This is a genomic window from Fictibacillus macauensis ZFHKF-1, assembly GCF_000269865.1.
GTDB classification, from domain to species: Bacteria; Bacillota; Bacilli; order Bacillales; family Fictibacillaceae; genus Fictibacillus_C; species Fictibacillus_C macauensis.
The window spans coordinates 89,358-105,751 of record NZ_AKKV01000031.1 but is presented as its reverse complement, the minus strand read 5'-3'; the positions used below and the strand labels follow the sequence as shown (position 1 = coordinate 105,751).

Sequence of the window (16,394 nt, the reverse complement as noted above, 5' to 3'; positions counted from 1 at the left end):
CTACCACACCTTCCATGGTGCCCGCTCTTCTTCCCACATTTCATTCAATTTCATCCGATCGCGTAACGTATCCATCGGATGCCAAAAACCACTATGGCGAAATGCCTGAAGCTCACCGCTCTTAGCTAATGACTCTAGCGGTTCCTTTTCCCAAGCTGTCTGAGCAGAGGAAATTAGCGAAAACACAGATGGTTCTAAAACGAAGAAACCCCCATTAATCCAATTGCCATCTCCTTGAGGTTTTTCTTGAAAGCCCGTCACCTGTATGCCATTCAGTTCTAATGCCCCAAATCGACCCGGAGGCATTACGGCTGTAATTGTTGCACTATTTCCATGTGCAAAATGAAACTGAATAAGTTCGGAAATATTTACATCAGCTAATCCGTCACCATACGTTAAACAAAACGTTTCATTGCCAACATGCTCTTGTATTCTTTTTATTCGCCCTCCGGTATTTGTATGCTCACCGGTATCAATTAACGTTACTTTCCATGGTTCAGCGTTGTTTTGTAGAATCGTACGCTCATTGCAGGAAAGATCAAACGTTACGTCTGACATATGCAAAAAGTAATTCGTAAAATACTCTTTAATTACATAGCCCTTGTAGCCAAGACAAATGATAAAATCTTGAATGCCATGGCTAGCATACATCTTCATAATGTGCCAAAGAATGGGTTTCCCACCAATCTCAATCATGGGTTTAGGCTTTAAATGGGTCTCTTCGGCAATCCGGGTTCCGTATCCCCCAGCTAAAATGACAGCTTTCATCGGCTCACCCTCTACTAAAATCACTCATTTTTTTCATATCCGTTTTGCATAGTATGCAACGATAGGCATTTTGGTAGGTCGTTTCCTTCTTTTTTTTAGCATCGCTCCATAAACACAAAAAAAGCCCCATTCAATATCAATTGAAAAGGGATCTTTACATCGTTACTTCTGAAGCAGATCGAGCGTAACTAATCGTTCTTTCATGAGTTCACCTATTTTTTGTGGATGATAGTTAGAAAGAATATGTTGACTTGCAGCCTTACTGATCGTTTCTCGATAGTGTCGATTATCTTTTACTTTCTTCATGCAATACGCACCGTGTTCTAAATCAGGTTCTGCCCATATTTGTCCTTTCTTATAGGGACCGTGATCTTCTTTCACTGTAGAGAGAGTATAACGAAGCGGACAGCTCGTTTCCTCCGTCATAAAATCTGTGTTTCCTGACCAATTGGTTGCAATGACCGGCCGCCCAAAGCGCATCGCCTCGGCAATCGGCAACCCAAATCCTTCCGATCGATGAAAAGATGCATAACAATCGCATAATGCAATGAGATTATAAATCTCGTCTCGCGTTTTAAAGCCTTCAATTAAATAGATATTTTCATAGCCAGCGATCAGTGCATGTAAACGTTTGATATCTTCTGCATCAAATTGACTTCTCGATACCTTTACAACGAGGCCAACGTCTTTGTCATCTGAAGCAAAAGCTGCTTGAAACGCCTCAATGACACCAAGTGGATTTTTTCGCGCTTGATGACTTAAGGAATCGTACATGGTTAAAAATAAAAAACGCTGTTCTGGTAGTTGAAAATAGGTGCGAGAAAGGGGTGTTTCAATTTTCGCCGTAATTGCATGGGGCATTACTTTAATCGGAATATTCGTCTGCGGCTCACATGCTTCTTTTACAAAGTGTGAGGGTACCCATAATTCATCAATAAATGCATAGGCATACCGCCACTCCTCTGGAAACTTCGGTAGCTCCCAATGCCAATATCCAATATTATAACCAGCCGCATGCAGCTCCTGCTTTCGATAATGAAGCAGGGCATACTGCATTTGATCCGCATTAATATGGTACATACTACAATTGTAGCGAGGTGCATCCATTTCTTTATGAGCCCACGTAATAACATTTTTCTCTTGCAAACATTGTTCATAATTTAAGATACCAAAAGGAACGTGAACAGCCTCTAAAGAGGCCGCTGCATTCCGGCAAGACTCACCAAGTCCCATTGCTGCTCGGGCATAACCAACTAGATTTACTCCTTGCTCCACGGATTTATTTCCTCCTTTAATTGTTTGTAAATTCCAAATGGATGCGCATATTCGCTCGTACGCTGCGTCTCTCTCATACACCACGATATAAAATCAAAAGAAAGATGATACTCTGCTTGCAATGTGAATTTCGCCCAGCCTAAAAATTCATCGCCACTTTCCGTTAAAACATTGGAAAAACGTGTCTCTACTTCTGACTCATGCTTTAATAATTCATAAAACAACCATGGGATGTTACTCGGACCAACAGTGGCGTTCAGCTTATCTAAAAAGCCTTCTCCACATCGCCCAAACGGATCTTCATAGTCATTTCCAGCATCTAGCAATAAGCGAAACAATTGTCGGTGAGTTAATGAAATTTTCCGTCCTTTTTGATCATGAAGAAAAGTAAAGGGACGTCTCCTTGTATCATGGTAGCCAAAGGAAGTTAAGTTTTCTTTATAGCGCGTAAAAAGGGAGTGCAGTGATGTCGGAAGTGCTGAATAGCGATTTTGTTTGTTAGAGATTGTACGAAGGTCGTAATCAAAGCCACTAAAATGATAAAATACAAGCGGATCTTCTCCGATGTACAGGGCATTGTTTTTTTCTACGATTTCACGCTCATGCAAGTTCCAATAAGCGACGTTATACGCTTTTGACGGAATGCTATAGACACCCTTAAAAAAGACAGGTGCTAAATCAAGCCACTTTTGATCAACAAATAAGCCTCGATAAGGTTCAACATAACAATAACTTCGAAGCCGCTTTTGCCACCACGCTAAAAATTTTTGCACTTCTGGATGTTTTTTCATGGCTATAAATCCTAAGTTATATGAACCGCTTTGTAAGAAAGTAGTTTCATTTGGATGAAAGCCGTCCATTTCCATCGGTTCAACAATATGAGGAGTTAGCAGTATACAATGATCGTCAAGCCATGTTTCTAATGGCTGTAGTGACTGTAAAACAAGAATATCCGGATCAAAATAAATGAGTTTATCTATCTCTTTTTTCTCTAACAAATAGTCCAGCAAAAAGGGCTTCAGCGCCGTATTTAATTCCGTAATATTATATTTAAAACAAAGCGTATCCATCCCCGTGACCGATAAATCTGCCAAAGAAATGAGCGTAAATTCTTCTTGCTCTAACGCCTCTTCCTCCTGAATTTCATCGGCTAATAGCACGAATACCTCCATGTCAGGATGCTGTCTTTTAATAGACGCCGCTAACGTTCTTGCATAGGCCCAATAGTTTTTTGAAACAATCGTACAAGCAGCCGTCGTCACGTACAATGTCCTCCTTTACTCAATGAATGTAGAGAAACGATTGTTCTTCTCCAATCACGGCATAATCAATTCCTTGAGCTAATGCTTTTTCGGCTAAAATAGGCCGTACTTTTTCATAAACCGTAGAAGATAGCAATAAAAATGCATCCTCCTTCTTCCGCTCCCAATCTTCAATACTGATAATGGATGAATCTCCCAGAATTGATTGTTCAGCAATCCAGCCCGTTATGGTCATGTTTTGATGCGTTAAAATTTTATTCCAGCGATAGCGTTCTAGACCGTCAACCCATATCCAGAGCGCCCGATCACTCACTAATTTTTTCAGTTTCTCTTGGAACGTTTCACATGCAGCTTCACTATTGACCGTTCCTGATGAGATGAGCTGTTGAAAAAACAAATATTGATCTTCTAAAAGAAAAGGGGCCATGTGTAGTGTTACTTGTTGTTCCATAATAATCTGACCGTATAAAAATGTTTTATCGACAGCAATGGTTTGTAATAATCGTTGGGTTAACTGTCTTTTTTCTTGTGGCGATCGTGAAGAAGCCATTAACACAGCATATATTTCTTGTGCTAAAGCAGTGGCAGGTCCTTTTCGCATCGTTTCGCGCGTTTTTTCATCGACTGAAAAGAGTTGAATGTACTCTTCTGTTGTTTTCGGCTGAACTCGATAGGAAAGGTAGACCTCTTCCGCTTTGACAACGTCTCCTAACAAGAGTACTTCCACCCCTAACACAATATCCGCACCATAGATCTCTGTTAAAATTCTCGTTTTTTTTAACTGCTCTGTTCGATATAGCCCATATATAATCCACGATCGAAAACGCAAGCATTCTTCCATTCGTTCCATGACCGTTAAATCCGTCGTATCCATAAAATGCGAGGTGACACTTGTGATGTGCCCATCTTTATCCATATATTGAATATCACTTTGGCACATCACCGCTGTTGGATGTTTCTCTAATTGTGCTAAGCATTTTTCTATATAGTTTGGGGACCATAAATCATCACATGCTGCCCACATAAAATATTCTGTTGTTGTTTGATAAACAAGTTCATTAAAATTAACAACAGTGCCTCGATTTCTTTCATGACGCACGTATGATATGCGGTCATCTTGTTGCGCATAGGCACGGCATATTTCTTCCGTAGCATCGTTTGATCCATTGTCGTAAATAACAATAATGTAGTCTTGATAACTTTGAGCTAACAGTGAATCCAGTGCTTCAGAAAGATATTTTTCACCATTATAAATCGGCAAGCCAATCGTTATCTTTGTTGTCATTGCTTACGCACCACCTTTTAACAGCCAAATAAAAAAGGCTTTGTGGAATCTTGTATATAATAATCTTTAAATTTTTTATAGCCTAACTGATTTAATTGTTGCTCTGCCTCACGTACTTGTTCAGCGACAATCACAAATGGTTTTTCTTGTAGTGCTTGAAAGTCTGTTAGTGAATAGACAGGTAATTGATGTCTTGTCAGTCCCGCTGGCATGAGCGGATCCACATACGCCACAATATTGACACGATAGCGTTGACATAACGAATAGACTGTAATTCCTTGCATACCAGCACCCCATATATAAACCTCCCGCACATCAGCAAGTGATACTCCGCATGATGCCTTCGTTGCAGCTACAGCTTCCTCTATCGTTTTCCCCTGAAGGTAACGAGCCTCACAAAAAGCATACAACAGTGGTGGACTTAAAAGCGTTTGTGGAAAATACGGTTTTACCTCCTCAATAAAGGGGGTGATGATATGACTTGCCTCTTCTAACATTCCTTGAATCATTTTTTCCTTTTCACTTGCCTTTTCTACTTCCGAAAAACGTGGAGATTCCGTTACAAGCTTCACAAAATTTCCTATTAATTGTGAAAAAGGAGCAGCAGCCATCGCCTCATAAGCCTGATCATCCTGGGCAACCTCACGGGCATAGTGATCTACTGTTTTCGGGTTCCATTTGTAATAAAGAAGCTCTTCTTCCACTAATTCAAGTTCGCCTTGTAGCAGTAATTGAAAGCACATTAAATAGTCCGGGCAAAAGACTTCTTGAATCATCATACTTGCCTTTAAATTTTGCAAACGAAACATGCCATAAATCATTTCATAACAGCCATAGCGGGCCAAGTAAGACCGTATAAAATCACTACTGTTCATATCTTGTGGGCGAAAGTAATGATACGGACGGGGATCAAACTTCTGACCTTCTTCATTAATAAATGCTACGTAGCTGCCACAAATGACAGCGCGCTCATTGCTTTCTAACTGTTTGACACATTTAGCAATAAAAGAGGCGTCACGATAATCATCATGAGCTGACCACATAAAGTATTTTCCTTGTGAACGATGAACAACGGCATTAAAATTGTTGGCCATACCCATATTTGTTTTATTTCGTACATACTGAATACGATGATCACGAGCTTGTAACGATTGACAAATTTGTGCCGTCGCATCAGTCGAGGCATTATCAGATATAATCACTTCAATATTTTTATATTCCTGATCTAAAATAGCTCTCAAGCTTTTTTCTAACGTTTTTGCACCATTAAATACCGGCACCCCGATACTAACGAGTGGATTGTCACTCACCCTTAGTCCTCCCTTGTGCACCTTCATTTCGAATATACGCGGCAATCCATTCCTCCATCTGAATCAATCCTTCTTGTAATGACACGACTGGTCGCCAGCCAACGTCTTTATATATGCGAGAACAATCTAAAATAATACGCTTTACATTTTGCTTCGGATGAATGGTAGAGTGAAAGGAAAGAGGGCGACCGGTTTGATGTTCAATGCTTTGAATAAGATGTTGAAGAGAATAGCCTACACTGCTTCCGATATTGTACACATGGTGCGGTAGCTTCTCTTGATGAGAAAGTGCAATCGTTGCTTCAATGGCATCGCTAATATAAAGATAATCGCGAATGATCTCATCTGGATTTCCGTAAATCGTTACCTTTTCCCCTTTTAAATGCTGATACAAAAAAGCTGCAATTGCTCCGACTTTTTTAAAGGGTATTTGCAACGGTCCATAAGGATTTGCATACCGGCATATAACATAATTCATGCCATATTGATGATGATAATAGCGTAAATAGTTTTCCATACTTACTTTACTAACACCATAGGGAGACAACGGGCGCAGATGCTCTTCTTCTGTCGTTGGAACATGGTTCGGCTCTCCGTAAACCGTCCCACCAGAAGAAGCAAATAGTACTTTTTTCAAGGTGCTGACATCTTTACACACTTCCATCACATGAAGAAATAGTGCAATATTTTGAGAATCGTGATGAATATCAGTCAACGAAGACTGCACATCTGTCATAGATACGAAATAATAGAGAATGTCTTGCTGATGCAACGCTTGCCGTAACTTCGTTTGATCCGCTAATTCTCCTTCAACTACTTTTACGTTCGGTAGTAGCTTTTCTAGTAACGTCTCTTTTTTGCGACAATATAACGTGACCTCATCGCCTCGTCGTAACAATGCTTGCGCAAGATGTCTGCCCATGAAACTACTTCCACCAATGATTAAACACTTCATGGCACCCCATCCTGTTCATCCTTTTTCCCCAGCCGTAAAAGCCTCTGGTGTTTCAACATAACATTGATACTCGTGAAGAAATTGCATGCGCAGGCTAGCTAGCAGTGCGGGCTCTTCTTTTTTCCTATAAGATTGAAAGGCCGCTTTAAAACTCACATGATCGCTATACAAAATATAAAAGACCCACGGAATCATCGTTCCATCAATATAGGATATTAGCTTCTGATAAAAGCTATCTTCTCCTGTTGTTTGAAAAGGATTGTGATAGCGGTGCCCTGTTTTTTCCATAGCATGATAGACTTTACGTACGACGGGTAAGATTGCAACACCATTATCAAAGATCGTTGTCTGATTCATTTCATGAAATGTTTGCTCATAGCCAAAACGTTGCAGCTCCCGTTTATACTGTTCAAACAGTGAGCGAACGTCTTCACTGTCAGTCATTTTATAGCGATTTTGATAATGAGATACACGTTGTAATTCATAGTCATACCCACTGAAGTGAAAGAACGCCAATGGCTGCTCATTTACATAATACTGATTGTCTTGCCTGGAAATCTTTCGTTCATGAAGATTCCAGTAGGCTGCATTGTACGCCTTGTTTCTCAATATGTGAACGCCACTAAATAAGCCCGGAACAAGTTCAAGCCATTTTTGATCCATAAACAATCCTTTTTTTTGATCATTCATACACTCATGCTCTAGATGATCACTCCACCACCGTAAAAATTGCTTACTATGTTCATCGTTGCGAAGAGCGATACAGCCGGCATTGTACGTGCCTGCTCGAATTAAATCGAGCTCGCTTGGAATCTTTTGATCTTGTGGTAAAGGAGATGTAATATGAGGTGTTAAAATGATAGAATGTGTCGCTACTAACTCTTCAAGTTCTTGAAGTGGAGAATATAAATAAATATCGGCATCTAAAAAAAGAAAGCGATAATCAGGATGCTGCTTCATTGCGTATGTTAGTAAATACGGTTTTAATGCATTGCAAAGCTCTGCCGGCCCATAGCGAAAACAAAAAGACGCTGCGTTTGGGACGCCAATTTGTTCAACCGTTACATACGTGATGCGACCACTAGCATCCTTTTCCCCTTTTGTACCATCCGTAATTAACACCCATATAACTCCATCTGGATGGTGTGTTAAAAATGAGGAAGCAAGCGCCTTGGCAAATGAAAGATAGTTGCTAGAAATGACAGTGCATAATGCCCACTTCATACGAAGCCTCCTTTCTTTCACTCTAGCGATTTTTTGTTGACCAATCGAAATTGATAAGCGGATCGTCCCACGGAATTCGCTTTTCATCGGGCGCATCCGGATTATAAGACGACGTTGTAAAATAAAGAATGGTAGCTGGTACATTGCCTAGTACACGATAGCCGTGAGCGACTCCTTTTGGAATAAGCACAACAATTGGATGATCTTCTCCCATATAAAAAACACTCGTTTCCCCTTTTGTTACAGAATTTTCTCGTAAGTCATATAACACAACTTGCGCATTACCTGATGGAAAAAACCAAACGTCATCCTGATGCTCATGGTAATGAAACGCTTTAATAACACCAGGATAGGACAGCGATAGTGAAGCTTGACCGAAGCGCGCTAATAAGGACTCATCATCACGGACAAGTTCCGTGAAATAGCCACGATCATCACAATGCCGCACTAATTTTTTCACAATAACCCCTTCAATCATCCGTATGTCTCTCCTTTTTAAAAAAAGCTTGTAGGGCCTCTTGCCATCCCCTTGGTTCACAGCCAGTTGTCGCTTGGAATTTTGTTTTTGCAAGGACAGAATACGAAGGCCGCTGAGCTTCTGAATGATAGTTCGCCATTTTTTTCGGTTGGACAAGGTGCGAATGTGCACCGGATAAGCGGTAGATCTCACGCGCAAAGTCATACCAGCTACACATGCCTTCATTACTAAAATGATATACACCCGATTCACAAGGAATTAAAGCCATAACTGCATGAACTAAATCGGGCGCATAGGTAGGTGAGCCCCACTGTTCACAAATAACAGCTACCTCTTCTTCACGTATCGCACTCGCGCGCATTGTATTGACAAAATTCGCTTTTCCGTGTCCATACAACCAAGACGTGCGCACTACTTTCGCACGAGCACACGCCGCTAATGCGAGCTCTTCTCCAAGCCACTTACTCATACCATACACATTGAGTGGCCTCACACGATCACTCGTTTCATACGGCGTTCGTTTCTGACCATCAAATACATAATCTGTACTAATGTAAATAAATTGTGCCTGTACTTCCTGACATGCCTTTGCCACATAATACGCACCTAGTCCATTGATGCTATATGCTTGATGAGCATCAGATTCTGCTTGTTCCACACGGGTATAGGCCGCACAATGAATAACGACATCAGGCCGATAGGTTCTTAAGCAATTCTGAACTGCTCCTTCATCCGTGACGTCTAATGCCTGACGATCGAGCAAAATCCATTCAACAGTAGGAAAGGTTTCCTGCTGAAAAGCTGCGGCAAGTTGACCACCGCCTCCCGTTAAAACAATTTTCATGTCAACTATCCTCCCCTTCAGCCCAGAAGTGACAATTTGCTTCATGTAGCGCTTCATGCGTTCCAGCATCAAGCCACCAGCCATCCATAATGTCGTATGTTAAAATCGATTGCTGTATATACATGTTATTAACATCCGTAATTTCCAGCTCGCCTCGTGCTGACGGTTCAATTTTTTCAATAAAGGCATCAATGTCATCATCAAACATATAGATTCCCGTGACACAATACGATGATTTTGGTATTTTTGGCTTCTCTTCAATCCCTTCAATTTCACCTAATGTTTCATTCACTTGTGCAATGCCATAGCGATGCGGATCGCTGACCTTTTTTAATAACACTTTCGCTCCAGAAGGCTGATGCAAGTAGCGTTCAATATACGGAAGAAGCGCATCATCGAACAAGTTATCACCAAGAATCACGAGACAACGTCCACACCCAAGAATTCTTCGGCCCGCAGCAATGCCATCTGCAATGCCCCGTGCACCTTCCTGCTTGGCATACTGAATGTTTACTTTTTCGTTATGACCATCGCCGAGCAGCTTCTGAAAACTAGGAATATCGTCTTCATTCGTTACAATCGCAATATGATGAATACCTGCTTCCTTCATCTTTTGCACGGAATGAAGAATCATCGGAACTTGACCAATGGGTAACAGATGCTTATTGATGACCGTCGTTAACGGCTGCAAGCGACTACCCGTTCCTCCTGCTAATATAATCCCTTTCAAACGAGATCAGTCCTCTCCCTATAGTCCGTTCTTTCTTCACTGTATGCGTATAGTTCGTCTAGCGTTAAGCATACATAAGGAAAGTCTGGAAAGGGGTTGTTAAGCTCCGTTAGGAAAAATCCGCACAAAAAAACACCACCAGAAATGGTGATGTTTTTTCATCCTTTTAGTTACCCATAATGCTATAGCCGCTATCAACGTGAAGTGTTTCTCCCGTAATCCCACGAGATAAGTCACTCATTAAGAAAAGTGCTGTGTCACCAACTTCTTCTGTCGTTGTTGTGCGACGAAGAGGAGCCTTTTCTTCAATTTCACGTAAAATACTATTAAAATCGCCAATTCCTTTTGCCGCAAGTGTCCGGATCGGGCCAGCTGAAATAGCATTCACACGAATTTGATCTTTCCCAAGATCGCTCGCTAAATATTTTACGCTTGCATCAAGAGACGCTTTTGCAACGCCCATAACATTGTAGTTTTGGAGAACACGTTCGCCACCTAAATACGTTAACGTCACGATGCTTCCACCTTCTGTCATGAGGCCACGCGCTTCTTTTGCTACGGCAGTAAGCGAGTAAGATGAAATATTGTGAGCAAGCAAAAAGCCATCACGTGTTGTATTCATATATTCGCCCTTTAACTCATCCGTATTAGCAAAGGCAATACAATGAGCAAGACCGTGAATAATGCCAACTTCTTCTTTAATTGCTGTAAATGTTGCTTTAATCTCTTCATCGTTCGTAATATCACACGGCAATACGAGTGAATCATTACGTTCTAACGTAGCTGCAAGATCTTTCACATTTTTTTCAAGACGCTCACCAGCATACGTGAAAATAAGACGCGCTCCTGCTTTTGCAAGTGATTGAGCAATTCCCCAAGCGATACTACGTTTATTAGCTACACCCATGATGACATATGTACGATTTTCTAACGATAAATTCATAATATGGTTCCTCCTCGTCCTCTTCACTAGATCTTTTTTTAATTAGTACCTAGTCCTAACGCTAGTATAACAGATTTTAAACGAAAGGAAACAACGTGTTCATCCTTTGCTCGTTTCGATGTTTCTTTCCTCGAACTGACAGTATGGGCAGCAATAAATTACATTTTGGTTCGACTGAGCGGTTAAGACATCCTCTATAGGAGCTTGGCGCTGACAGATTGGACAAGTTACCGTTGGCACGAATGTTCGCCTCCTTATTTTTAATACTTTTAGTATGAACGAGCCTGAGGAAAGTAATCACTTCATTTATTACTATATTTTTCTATTAAAGGGAATTAGTGTTGAGCTTTTGAATTTTGTCAAATTATTTATACGGTTATGAGTAGGCAAAGTGCGATTTTTTCGGTAAGATAGAACCTGTTATCTGTTAGACATAAGGAGTTTTATGAATGGAAAATAACAGGCAATCCCCTTGGCAAAAATTAGATTGGCATATGATTTTTTTATTGTGCTGTTTAATAACAGCAAGTTGTTTAGCGATTTATAGCGCACAGCTTATTGCGCAATACAATTCAAATTTCGTTGTGAAACAATTGCTTTGGTATTTCGTCGGTGCCATTGCCATCACAGGAATTATGATGCTAGATTTCGATCAATTTCGGAAGCTATCTTGGTATTTTTATGGTTTTTGTATCGTGCTTTTAATTGGAATCATCGTTGCACCAGAGTCCATTGTGCCGAATATTAACGGTGCACGAGCGTGGTTTCGTCTCGGACCATTTGCGCTTCAGCCTTCAGAGCTGACGAAAGTCTCATTGATCATTTCCATGAGCCATGTAATCGCAACACATAATGAAAAATATTTAGTTCGCTCGCTGCGGGAAGACTTCCTTTTGCTTGGAAAAGTTGGATTAGTACTCCTTTTTCCCCTGCTGCTTATTTTAAAGCAACCCGATTTAGGAACTGGCCTTGTTTTCATCGCCATTACAATTAGCCTAGTGCTCGTTTCAGGCATTCGCTGGCGAATTATTTTCATTCTTGGCTTTATTGGTGTATTTTTCATTAGTGCACTCGTGTGGATTTACATAAACTTTCCTCACTTTTTCGTAGCGCATATTCTAGATCAATATCAACTAGAACGTTTTTATGCGTGGTTTGATCCTTATTCCAACAAAGATTTAGGCTATCAAATTCGAAATGCTCTAATGGCGATTGGCTCAGGAGAATTGTTTGGTAAAGGTTTCACACATGGCGTTGTGTATTTCCCAGAAGCACAAACCGACTTTATCTTCTCGGTGATTGGTGAGGAATGGGGCTTTATTGGGACGAGTATTCTCGTTTCGTTATTCTTCCTTCTTGTTTTTCGCATGGTCAATACAGGGTTAGAAAGCAATGAAGTATACGGTAGTTATTTAGCTACTGGTGTAATTGGTATGATCACGTTCCAAGTGTTTCAAAACATTGGAATGAACATTCAAGTCATGCCAATTACCGGAATTCCCTTGCCGTTTATTAGCTATGGCGGAAGTTCCGTGCTAGCACAAATGATTGCTTTTGGTCTTATATTGAATGTTCGTTCTCGAACACGTAAATATATGTTTGAATAAACACCTGCGCTTTGCAGGTGTTTTTTCTTTAACTTTTAGAAAGTCTAAACGTAGGTACGACGATTTCAGTGAAAAGTGAGGAGAACGTTTATGTATGACATTATTGGCGATATTCACGGATGTTGGGATGAATATGTAGCCTTAACGAAAGCACTTGGCTATGTATGGAAAGAGGGTATTCCACAGCATCCTCAACAGCGAACATTAGTTTTTTTAGGCGACATTACCGATCGTGGACCAGACTCAGTCGCTATGCTTACGCACGTTACAACCATTGTTCTTTCTAAAAAAGCACTGTATGTACCCGGAAATCATTGCAATAAACTGTATCGTTACTTTCTCGGAAGGAACGTTCAACTCATTCATGGGCTAGAAACGACTGTAAAGGAACTACAACAGCTACCGGCTCAAGCACTTCGGAAGTTAAAGAAGGCTTTTATACAACTGTATGAATCTTCAGCGTTGTACTTGCAATTAGATCAGGAACAATTAGTGATTGCACATGCGGGGATCAGTGCTTCCTTAATCGGCAAGCAAGGAAAAAAGGTACAAACCTTCGTATTATACGGAGATATAACGGGGCAAACGACGACTGAAGGACTACCCATTCGCCGTGATTGGGCGGTTTCGTATACAGAGGATGCCCTGATTGTGTACGGACATACGCCTGTTATACAACCTAGAAAAGTGAACCGAACCATTAATATCGATACCGGCTGTGTATTCGGCAACTGTTTAACCGCCTTGCGCTATCCAGAAGAAACAACCGTTTCTGTTCCCTCATCTCTTCCCTTTTCACAAGAAAAGTTCCAGACATTTAATTAAAAAAAGCGGCCCTATTCATTGTTTAGGGAACCGCTTTTTCCTTATTCTAGCATCGTTTCATGTAAAAGTTGCTTCATATCTGATGGCAATGGCGCAGCAAGTGTCATTGTTTCTGCTGTAAAAGGGTGAACAAAAGTTACCTCATAGCTATGTAACGCTTGCCGTGGAATATGATCACAACGCCCACCATAAAGATCATCCCCGAGTAAGGGATTATGACGATGCGCCATATGAACTCGAATTTGATGCGTTCTTCCTGTTTCTAACCGAAGTTTTACGACAGAATCATTTCGTACCTCATTTTCTTGAAGCACCTCATAATGCGTAACAGCTCTTTGGCCATCAGCTCTAACCATGCGCTCAATAAGGCTATCTTCTTTTCGTCCAATGGGCGCATCGATCGTTCCTTTTTTAGTGACAAATCGTCCATGAGCAATAGCAATGTACGCCCGCTTAATTTGCTTTTCTTTTTGCTGTTTGGAAAACAGTGAATGCGCAAAGCGATGCTTAGCAATCATCACTAGTCCCGATGTATCTTTGTCTAGACGATTGATGCCATGAAATGTCGCATCTACACCACGTTCAATGTAATAAGCAAGTACACCTTGAGCAAGCGATCCATGTTTTTGATAACGAGATGGAATGGTTGGTAATCCTGCTTCTTTATTTACAACAAGCAAATGTTCATCTTCATACAAGATGTCAAGCGCCATTGAAATCGGGATCATCTGTTCACTAATTGGCTCTTTGGGAAAATGAACCTCAACTGCATCGCCTGCAGACAGTTTTTTTCGAACCGTCACTTCTTGATGATTAACAAGAAGCTTTCCTCCCGAAAATTTAATATCTGTTACTGCTTTTTTTGAAAGTTGCTTGTTGCGTAAAAAGTCACGAAGCAATCCAGTCTGTGACGGTTCAACAATCCATCGTAATACAAATTTAGCCATGTACGCCTCTAATCGGTAACAAACGCTTCTTTTACGCGTTTCCAAAATGGAAACGGTCGGAAACGTGCAAACCTAATTTTTTCTTCAGCCACTCGACATTGAATGGATTTTACTTTTTTTTGCAGTAAGAACAAGTGATCAATTGTTATATGAAAATCAACATCATTCACCGGCTTTAACATGCACGTATGATGTTGTGGCAAAACGAGCGGAGAGCCAATCGTACGAAACACTCGATTATTAATAGAGGCCATCTCAGACACTTGAATACTTGGTAGCGATGGATGAATAATTGCCCCGCCTAACGCTTTATTGTAGGCGGTACTACCTGAAGGTGTTGAGATACACAGCCCATCGCCGCGAAATGTCTCAAATAACTCACCCTTTATTTCAACATCCATGACGAGGGAACCTTCGCCGCTTTTTACCGTACATTCATTGACCGCTAAATACTTTTGCTCATCCATATCATCTAAATAGCGAACCGTTACTTCAAGCAATGGATATTCTACAATCTGATACGGTGTTTTAGCAATGTGAATAACAAGCTTTTCTACTTCTTCTGGTACCCAATCTGCAAAAAAGCCAAGATGGCCCGTATGTATGCCAACAAAAGCTGTCTCATTAATACGATGAACATAATGATGAAAAGCATGCAACAACGTCCCGTCTCCACCAACCGTTATGACAATATCGGGTTCCTCTTCATCGAATTGAAGATCAAACTCTTGCAAATACGTTTTAATACGTTGTTGCAACGTATTTGATTTTTGGTCGCCCTTTGAAACAATTGCAAATTTCATAAATAGCGATCACCTGCCTTTTCTTTTCTCTTCTTACGTACCAGAAATAGAGCCTTTTCCTTCATCTTTACGTTCCGAAAAAATGATTTGTGCCTCTTGTACTTCGCCTCGTATTTCAGCCATTTCCTCATCTAGACGACTAGCTGCTTCTGCGGAGCGCTGTAAGCGTAGTTGAATATCTTTAGGAATTTGTCCTTGGTATTTATAATTTAAAGAATGCTCAATCGTCGCCCAAAAATTCATGGCAAGGGTACGGACTTGAATTTCAACGAGCAACTTGCGCTCGCCTTGCAATGTTTGCACAGGATAACTAACGACAATGTGATAGGAGCGGTAACCACTTGGTTTTTTATTTGCAATATAATCACGCTCTTCCACAATCGTTAAGTCATTGCGACGTCGGAGCATAGTAATGACGGTAGTAATGTCATCTGTGAATTGACACATGATGCGTAAACCGGCAATATCTTGAATTTCTTCTTCAATTTTGTCGAGGGGGATATTCTTTTGCCACGCTTTATTTAAGATTGAATTGATCGGCTTAACCCTTCCTGTAACAAATTCAATCGGTGACTGCTTCGTCGTCTGCTGATACTGATCACGTATCCCTCTGAACTTGACTTTCAATTCATCTACGGCTTGTTTATATGGGGCAAGAAGGGTTTCCCAGTTCATTGCCTCACTCCCCTTTCCTACGACTATTGATTCATAATAGTAAATGATGCCTCACATGCAACCTGCATTTGCTCGCCATAGTTACTATTATCTTTAATATTTTCTAGCAAATAAAGCAACTCATTGTGCAGTGCACTTAATGGTAATTCTTCATCGCTTCCTGCTATCGTTAAAATGGCTTGTTGATTTTGAATTAATGCTTCATTTACTTGTGGCCAAACGGCTTGTGGAAGATCAATATAAATAAGATCATCTGCAGTTTCTAACACATAGATAAACGAAAGTTGATCAGAGTCAACGAGCATTCGCTGTCCATCACTCCACGCTTTCACATGTTCGCTTGTTTGTGCAAGAGACAAAATTAATTGTTCTTTATTTGTTGCCTGTTCTACTGTGTAACGGATTGCCATTTTCTTCCTCCTATAGTGTTCTTCTATGTATTTAGTTTACCACAACTGCATGG

General features: G+C 40.7%; 17 protein-coding genes. 2 read left to right on the top strand and 15 right to left on the bottom strand.

The features are described 5' to 3' along the window. From rfbF to fabI, 11 genes are all read right to left on the bottom strand, one after another. Positions 1-768 carry a glucose-1-phosphate cytidylyltransferase gene (gene rfbF, locus A374_RS14855; RefSeq protein ID WP_007203053.1) on the bottom strand — a complete coding sequence of 256 codons (768 nt, stop codon included), beginning with the start codon at positions 766-768 and terminating at the stop codon, positions 1-3. A 162-nt stretch (positions 769-930) separates the two neighbouring features. Continuing rightward, complete coding sequence (locus A374_RS14850) at positions 931-2,043, bottom strand: glycosyltransferase family 4 protein (RefSeq protein WP_007203052.1); 1,113 nt, start codon at positions 2,041-2,043, stop codon at positions 931-933. Further along, positions 2,028-3,305: a glycosyltransferase family protein gene (locus tag A374_RS19620; protein WP_007203051.1), complete on the bottom strand. Its 1,278-nt coding sequence runs from the start codon at positions 3,303-3,305 to the stop codon at positions 2,028-2,030. The genes A374_RS14850 and A374_RS19620 overlap by 16 nt, the downstream gene beginning before the upstream one ends. Positions 3,306-3,324: 19 nt before the next feature. Continuing rightward, complete coding sequence (locus A374_RS19615) at positions 3,325-4,590, bottom strand: glycosyltransferase family 2 protein (protein WP_007203050.1); 1,266 nt, start codon at positions 4,588-4,590, stop codon at positions 3,325-3,327. A 17-nt stretch (positions 4,591-4,607) separates the two neighbouring features. Continuing rightward, complete coding sequence (locus tag A374_RS19610; RefSeq protein WP_007203049.1) at positions 4,608-5,900, bottom strand: glycosyltransferase family 2 protein; 1,293 nt, start codon at positions 5,898-5,900, stop codon at positions 4,608-4,610. Next, complete coding sequence (locus tag A374_RS14830; RefSeq protein WP_040340613.1) at positions 5,893-6,855, bottom strand: NAD-dependent epimerase/dehydratase family protein; 963 nt, start codon at positions 6,853-6,855, stop codon at positions 5,893-5,895. Before A374_RS14830 ends, A374_RS19610 begins: the two co-directional genes overlap by 8 nt. Before the next feature lie 15 nt (positions 6,856-6,870). Beyond that, positions 6,871-8,079, bottom strand: coding sequence for a hypothetical protein (locus A374_RS19605; protein ID WP_007203047.1), 1,209 nt, complete (start codon positions 8,077-8,079; stop codon positions 6,871-6,873). Between the two features lie 22 nt (positions 8,080-8,101). Next, the gene (locus A374_RS14820; protein WP_007203046.1) at positions 8,102-8,557 is read right to left on the bottom strand and encodes a dTDP-4-dehydrorhamnose 3,5-epimerase family protein; all 456 of its coding nucleotides are present in this window, start codon (positions 8,555-8,557) and stop codon (positions 8,102-8,104) included. Next, positions 8,550-9,401, bottom strand: coding sequence for a dTDP-4-dehydrorhamnose reductase (gene rfbD, locus A374_RS14815; RefSeq protein ID WP_007203045.1), 852 nt, complete (start codon positions 9,399-9,401; stop codon positions 8,550-8,552). Before rfbD ends, A374_RS14820 begins: the two co-directional genes overlap by 8 nt. Position 9,402: 1 nt before the next feature. Next, on the bottom strand, positions 9,403-10,131 hold the full coding sequence (locus A374_RS14810) for a sugar phosphate nucleotidyltransferase (protein WP_007203044.1): 729 nt from the start codon (positions 10,129-10,131) through the stop codon (positions 9,403-9,405). A gap of 166 nt (positions 10,132-10,297) precedes the next feature. After that, positions 10,298-11,074 (bottom strand): enoyl-ACP reductase FabI, encoded by a 777-nt coding sequence (gene fabI, locus A374_RS14805; RefSeq protein ID WP_007203043.1) that lies wholly within the window; start codon positions 11,072-11,074, stop codon positions 10,298-10,300. Between the two features lie 449 nt (positions 11,075-11,523). Between fabI and A374_RS14800 the strand changes: the two genes are divergently transcribed. Both A374_RS14800 and prpE read left to right on the top strand, forming a co-directional pair. Next, positions 11,524-12,681 (top strand): FtsW/RodA/SpoVE family cell cycle protein, encoded by a 1,158-nt coding sequence (locus tag A374_RS14800; protein WP_007203042.1) that lies wholly within the window; start codon positions 11,524-11,526, stop codon positions 12,679-12,681. Between the two features lie 90 nt (positions 12,682-12,771). Next, positions 12,772-13,506 (top strand): bis(5'-nucleosyl)-tetraphosphatase PrpE, encoded by a 735-nt coding sequence (prpE, locus tag A374_RS14795; RefSeq protein ID WP_007203041.1) that lies wholly within the window; start codon positions 12,772-12,774, stop codon positions 13,504-13,506. Positions 13,507-13,547: 41 nt separating this feature from the next. Here the strand turns inward: prpE and A374_RS14790 are convergent, their stop codons facing one another. From A374_RS14790 to A374_RS14775, 4 genes are read right to left on the bottom strand one after another with little or no spacing between them, the layout of a single operon-like run. Next, positions 13,548-14,453 carry an RluA family pseudouridine synthase gene (locus A374_RS14790; protein WP_007203040.1) on the bottom strand — a complete coding sequence of 302 codons (906 nt, stop codon included), beginning with the start codon at positions 14,451-14,453 and terminating at the stop codon, positions 13,548-13,550. Positions 14,454-14,461: 8 nt separating this feature from the next. Continuing rightward, positions 14,462-15,256 (bottom strand): NAD kinase, encoded by a 795-nt coding sequence (locus A374_RS14785; RefSeq protein ID WP_007203039.1) that lies wholly within the window; start codon positions 15,254-15,256, stop codon positions 14,462-14,464. Between the two features lie 33 nt (positions 15,257-15,289). Then, positions 15,290-15,931, bottom strand: coding sequence for a GTP diphosphokinase (yjbM, locus tag A374_RS14780; protein ID WP_007203038.1), 642 nt, complete (start codon positions 15,929-15,931; stop codon positions 15,290-15,292). Between the two features lie 23 nt (positions 15,932-15,954). Further along, positions 15,955-16,341 carry a UPF0738 family protein gene (locus A374_RS14775; RefSeq protein ID WP_007203037.1) on the bottom strand — a complete coding sequence of 129 codons (387 nt, stop codon included), beginning with the start codon at positions 16,339-16,341 and terminating at the stop codon, positions 15,955-15,957. Positions 16,342-16,394: the final 53 nt, after the last annotated feature.

What these genes read in the sequence shown, in the direction of transcription:
- yjbM (WP_007203038.1), bottom strand. Translation starts at nt 15,931, where the DNA reads ATGAACTGGGAAACCCTTCTTGCCCCATATAAACAAGCCGTAGATGAA.
- A374_RS14830 (WP_040340613.1), bottom strand. Translation starts at nt 6,855, where the DNA reads ATGAAGTGTTTAATCATTGGTGGAAGTAGTTTCATGGGCAGACATCTT.
- A374_RS14785 (WP_007203039.1), bottom strand. Translation starts at nt 15,256, where the DNA reads ATGAAATTTGCAATTGTTTCAAAGGGCGACCAAAAATCAAATACGTTG.
- A374_RS14800 (WP_007203042.1), top strand. Translation starts at nt 11,524, where the DNA reads ATGGAAAATAACAGGCAATCCCCTTGGCAAAAATTAGATTGGCATATG.
- fabI (WP_007203043.1), bottom strand. Translation starts at nt 11,074, where the DNA reads ATGAATTTATCGTTAGAAAATCGTACATATGTCATCATGGGTGTAGCT.
- rfbF (WP_007203053.1), bottom strand. Translation starts at nt 768, where the DNA reads ATGAAAGCTGTCATTTTAGCTGGGGGATACGGAACCCGGATTGCCGAA.
- A374_RS14775 (WP_007203037.1), bottom strand. Translation starts at nt 16,341, where the DNA reads ATGGCAATCCGTTACACAGTAGAACAGGCAACAAATAAAGAACAATTA.
- A374_RS19615 (WP_007203050.1), bottom strand. Translation starts at nt 4,590, where the DNA reads ATGACAACAAAGATAACGATTGGCTTGCCGATTTATAATGGTGAAAAA.
- rfbD (WP_007203045.1), bottom strand. Translation starts at nt 9,401, where the DNA reads ATGAAAATTGTTTTAACGGGAGGCGGTGGTCAACTTGCCGCAGCTTTT.
- A374_RS14820 (WP_007203046.1), bottom strand. Translation starts at nt 8,557, where the DNA reads ATGATTGAAGGGGTTATTGTGAAAAAATTAGTGCGGCATTGTGATGAT.
- A374_RS14790 (WP_007203040.1), bottom strand. Translation starts at nt 14,453, where the DNA reads ATGGCTAAATTTGTATTACGATGGATTGTTGAACCGTCACAGACTGGA.
- A374_RS19605 (WP_007203047.1), bottom strand. Translation starts at nt 8,079, where the DNA reads ATGAAGTGGGCATTATGCACTGTCATTTCTAGCAACTATCTTTCATTT.
- prpE (WP_007203041.1), top strand. Translation starts at nt 12,772, where the DNA reads ATGTATGACATTATTGGCGATATTCACGGATGTTGGGATGAATATGTA.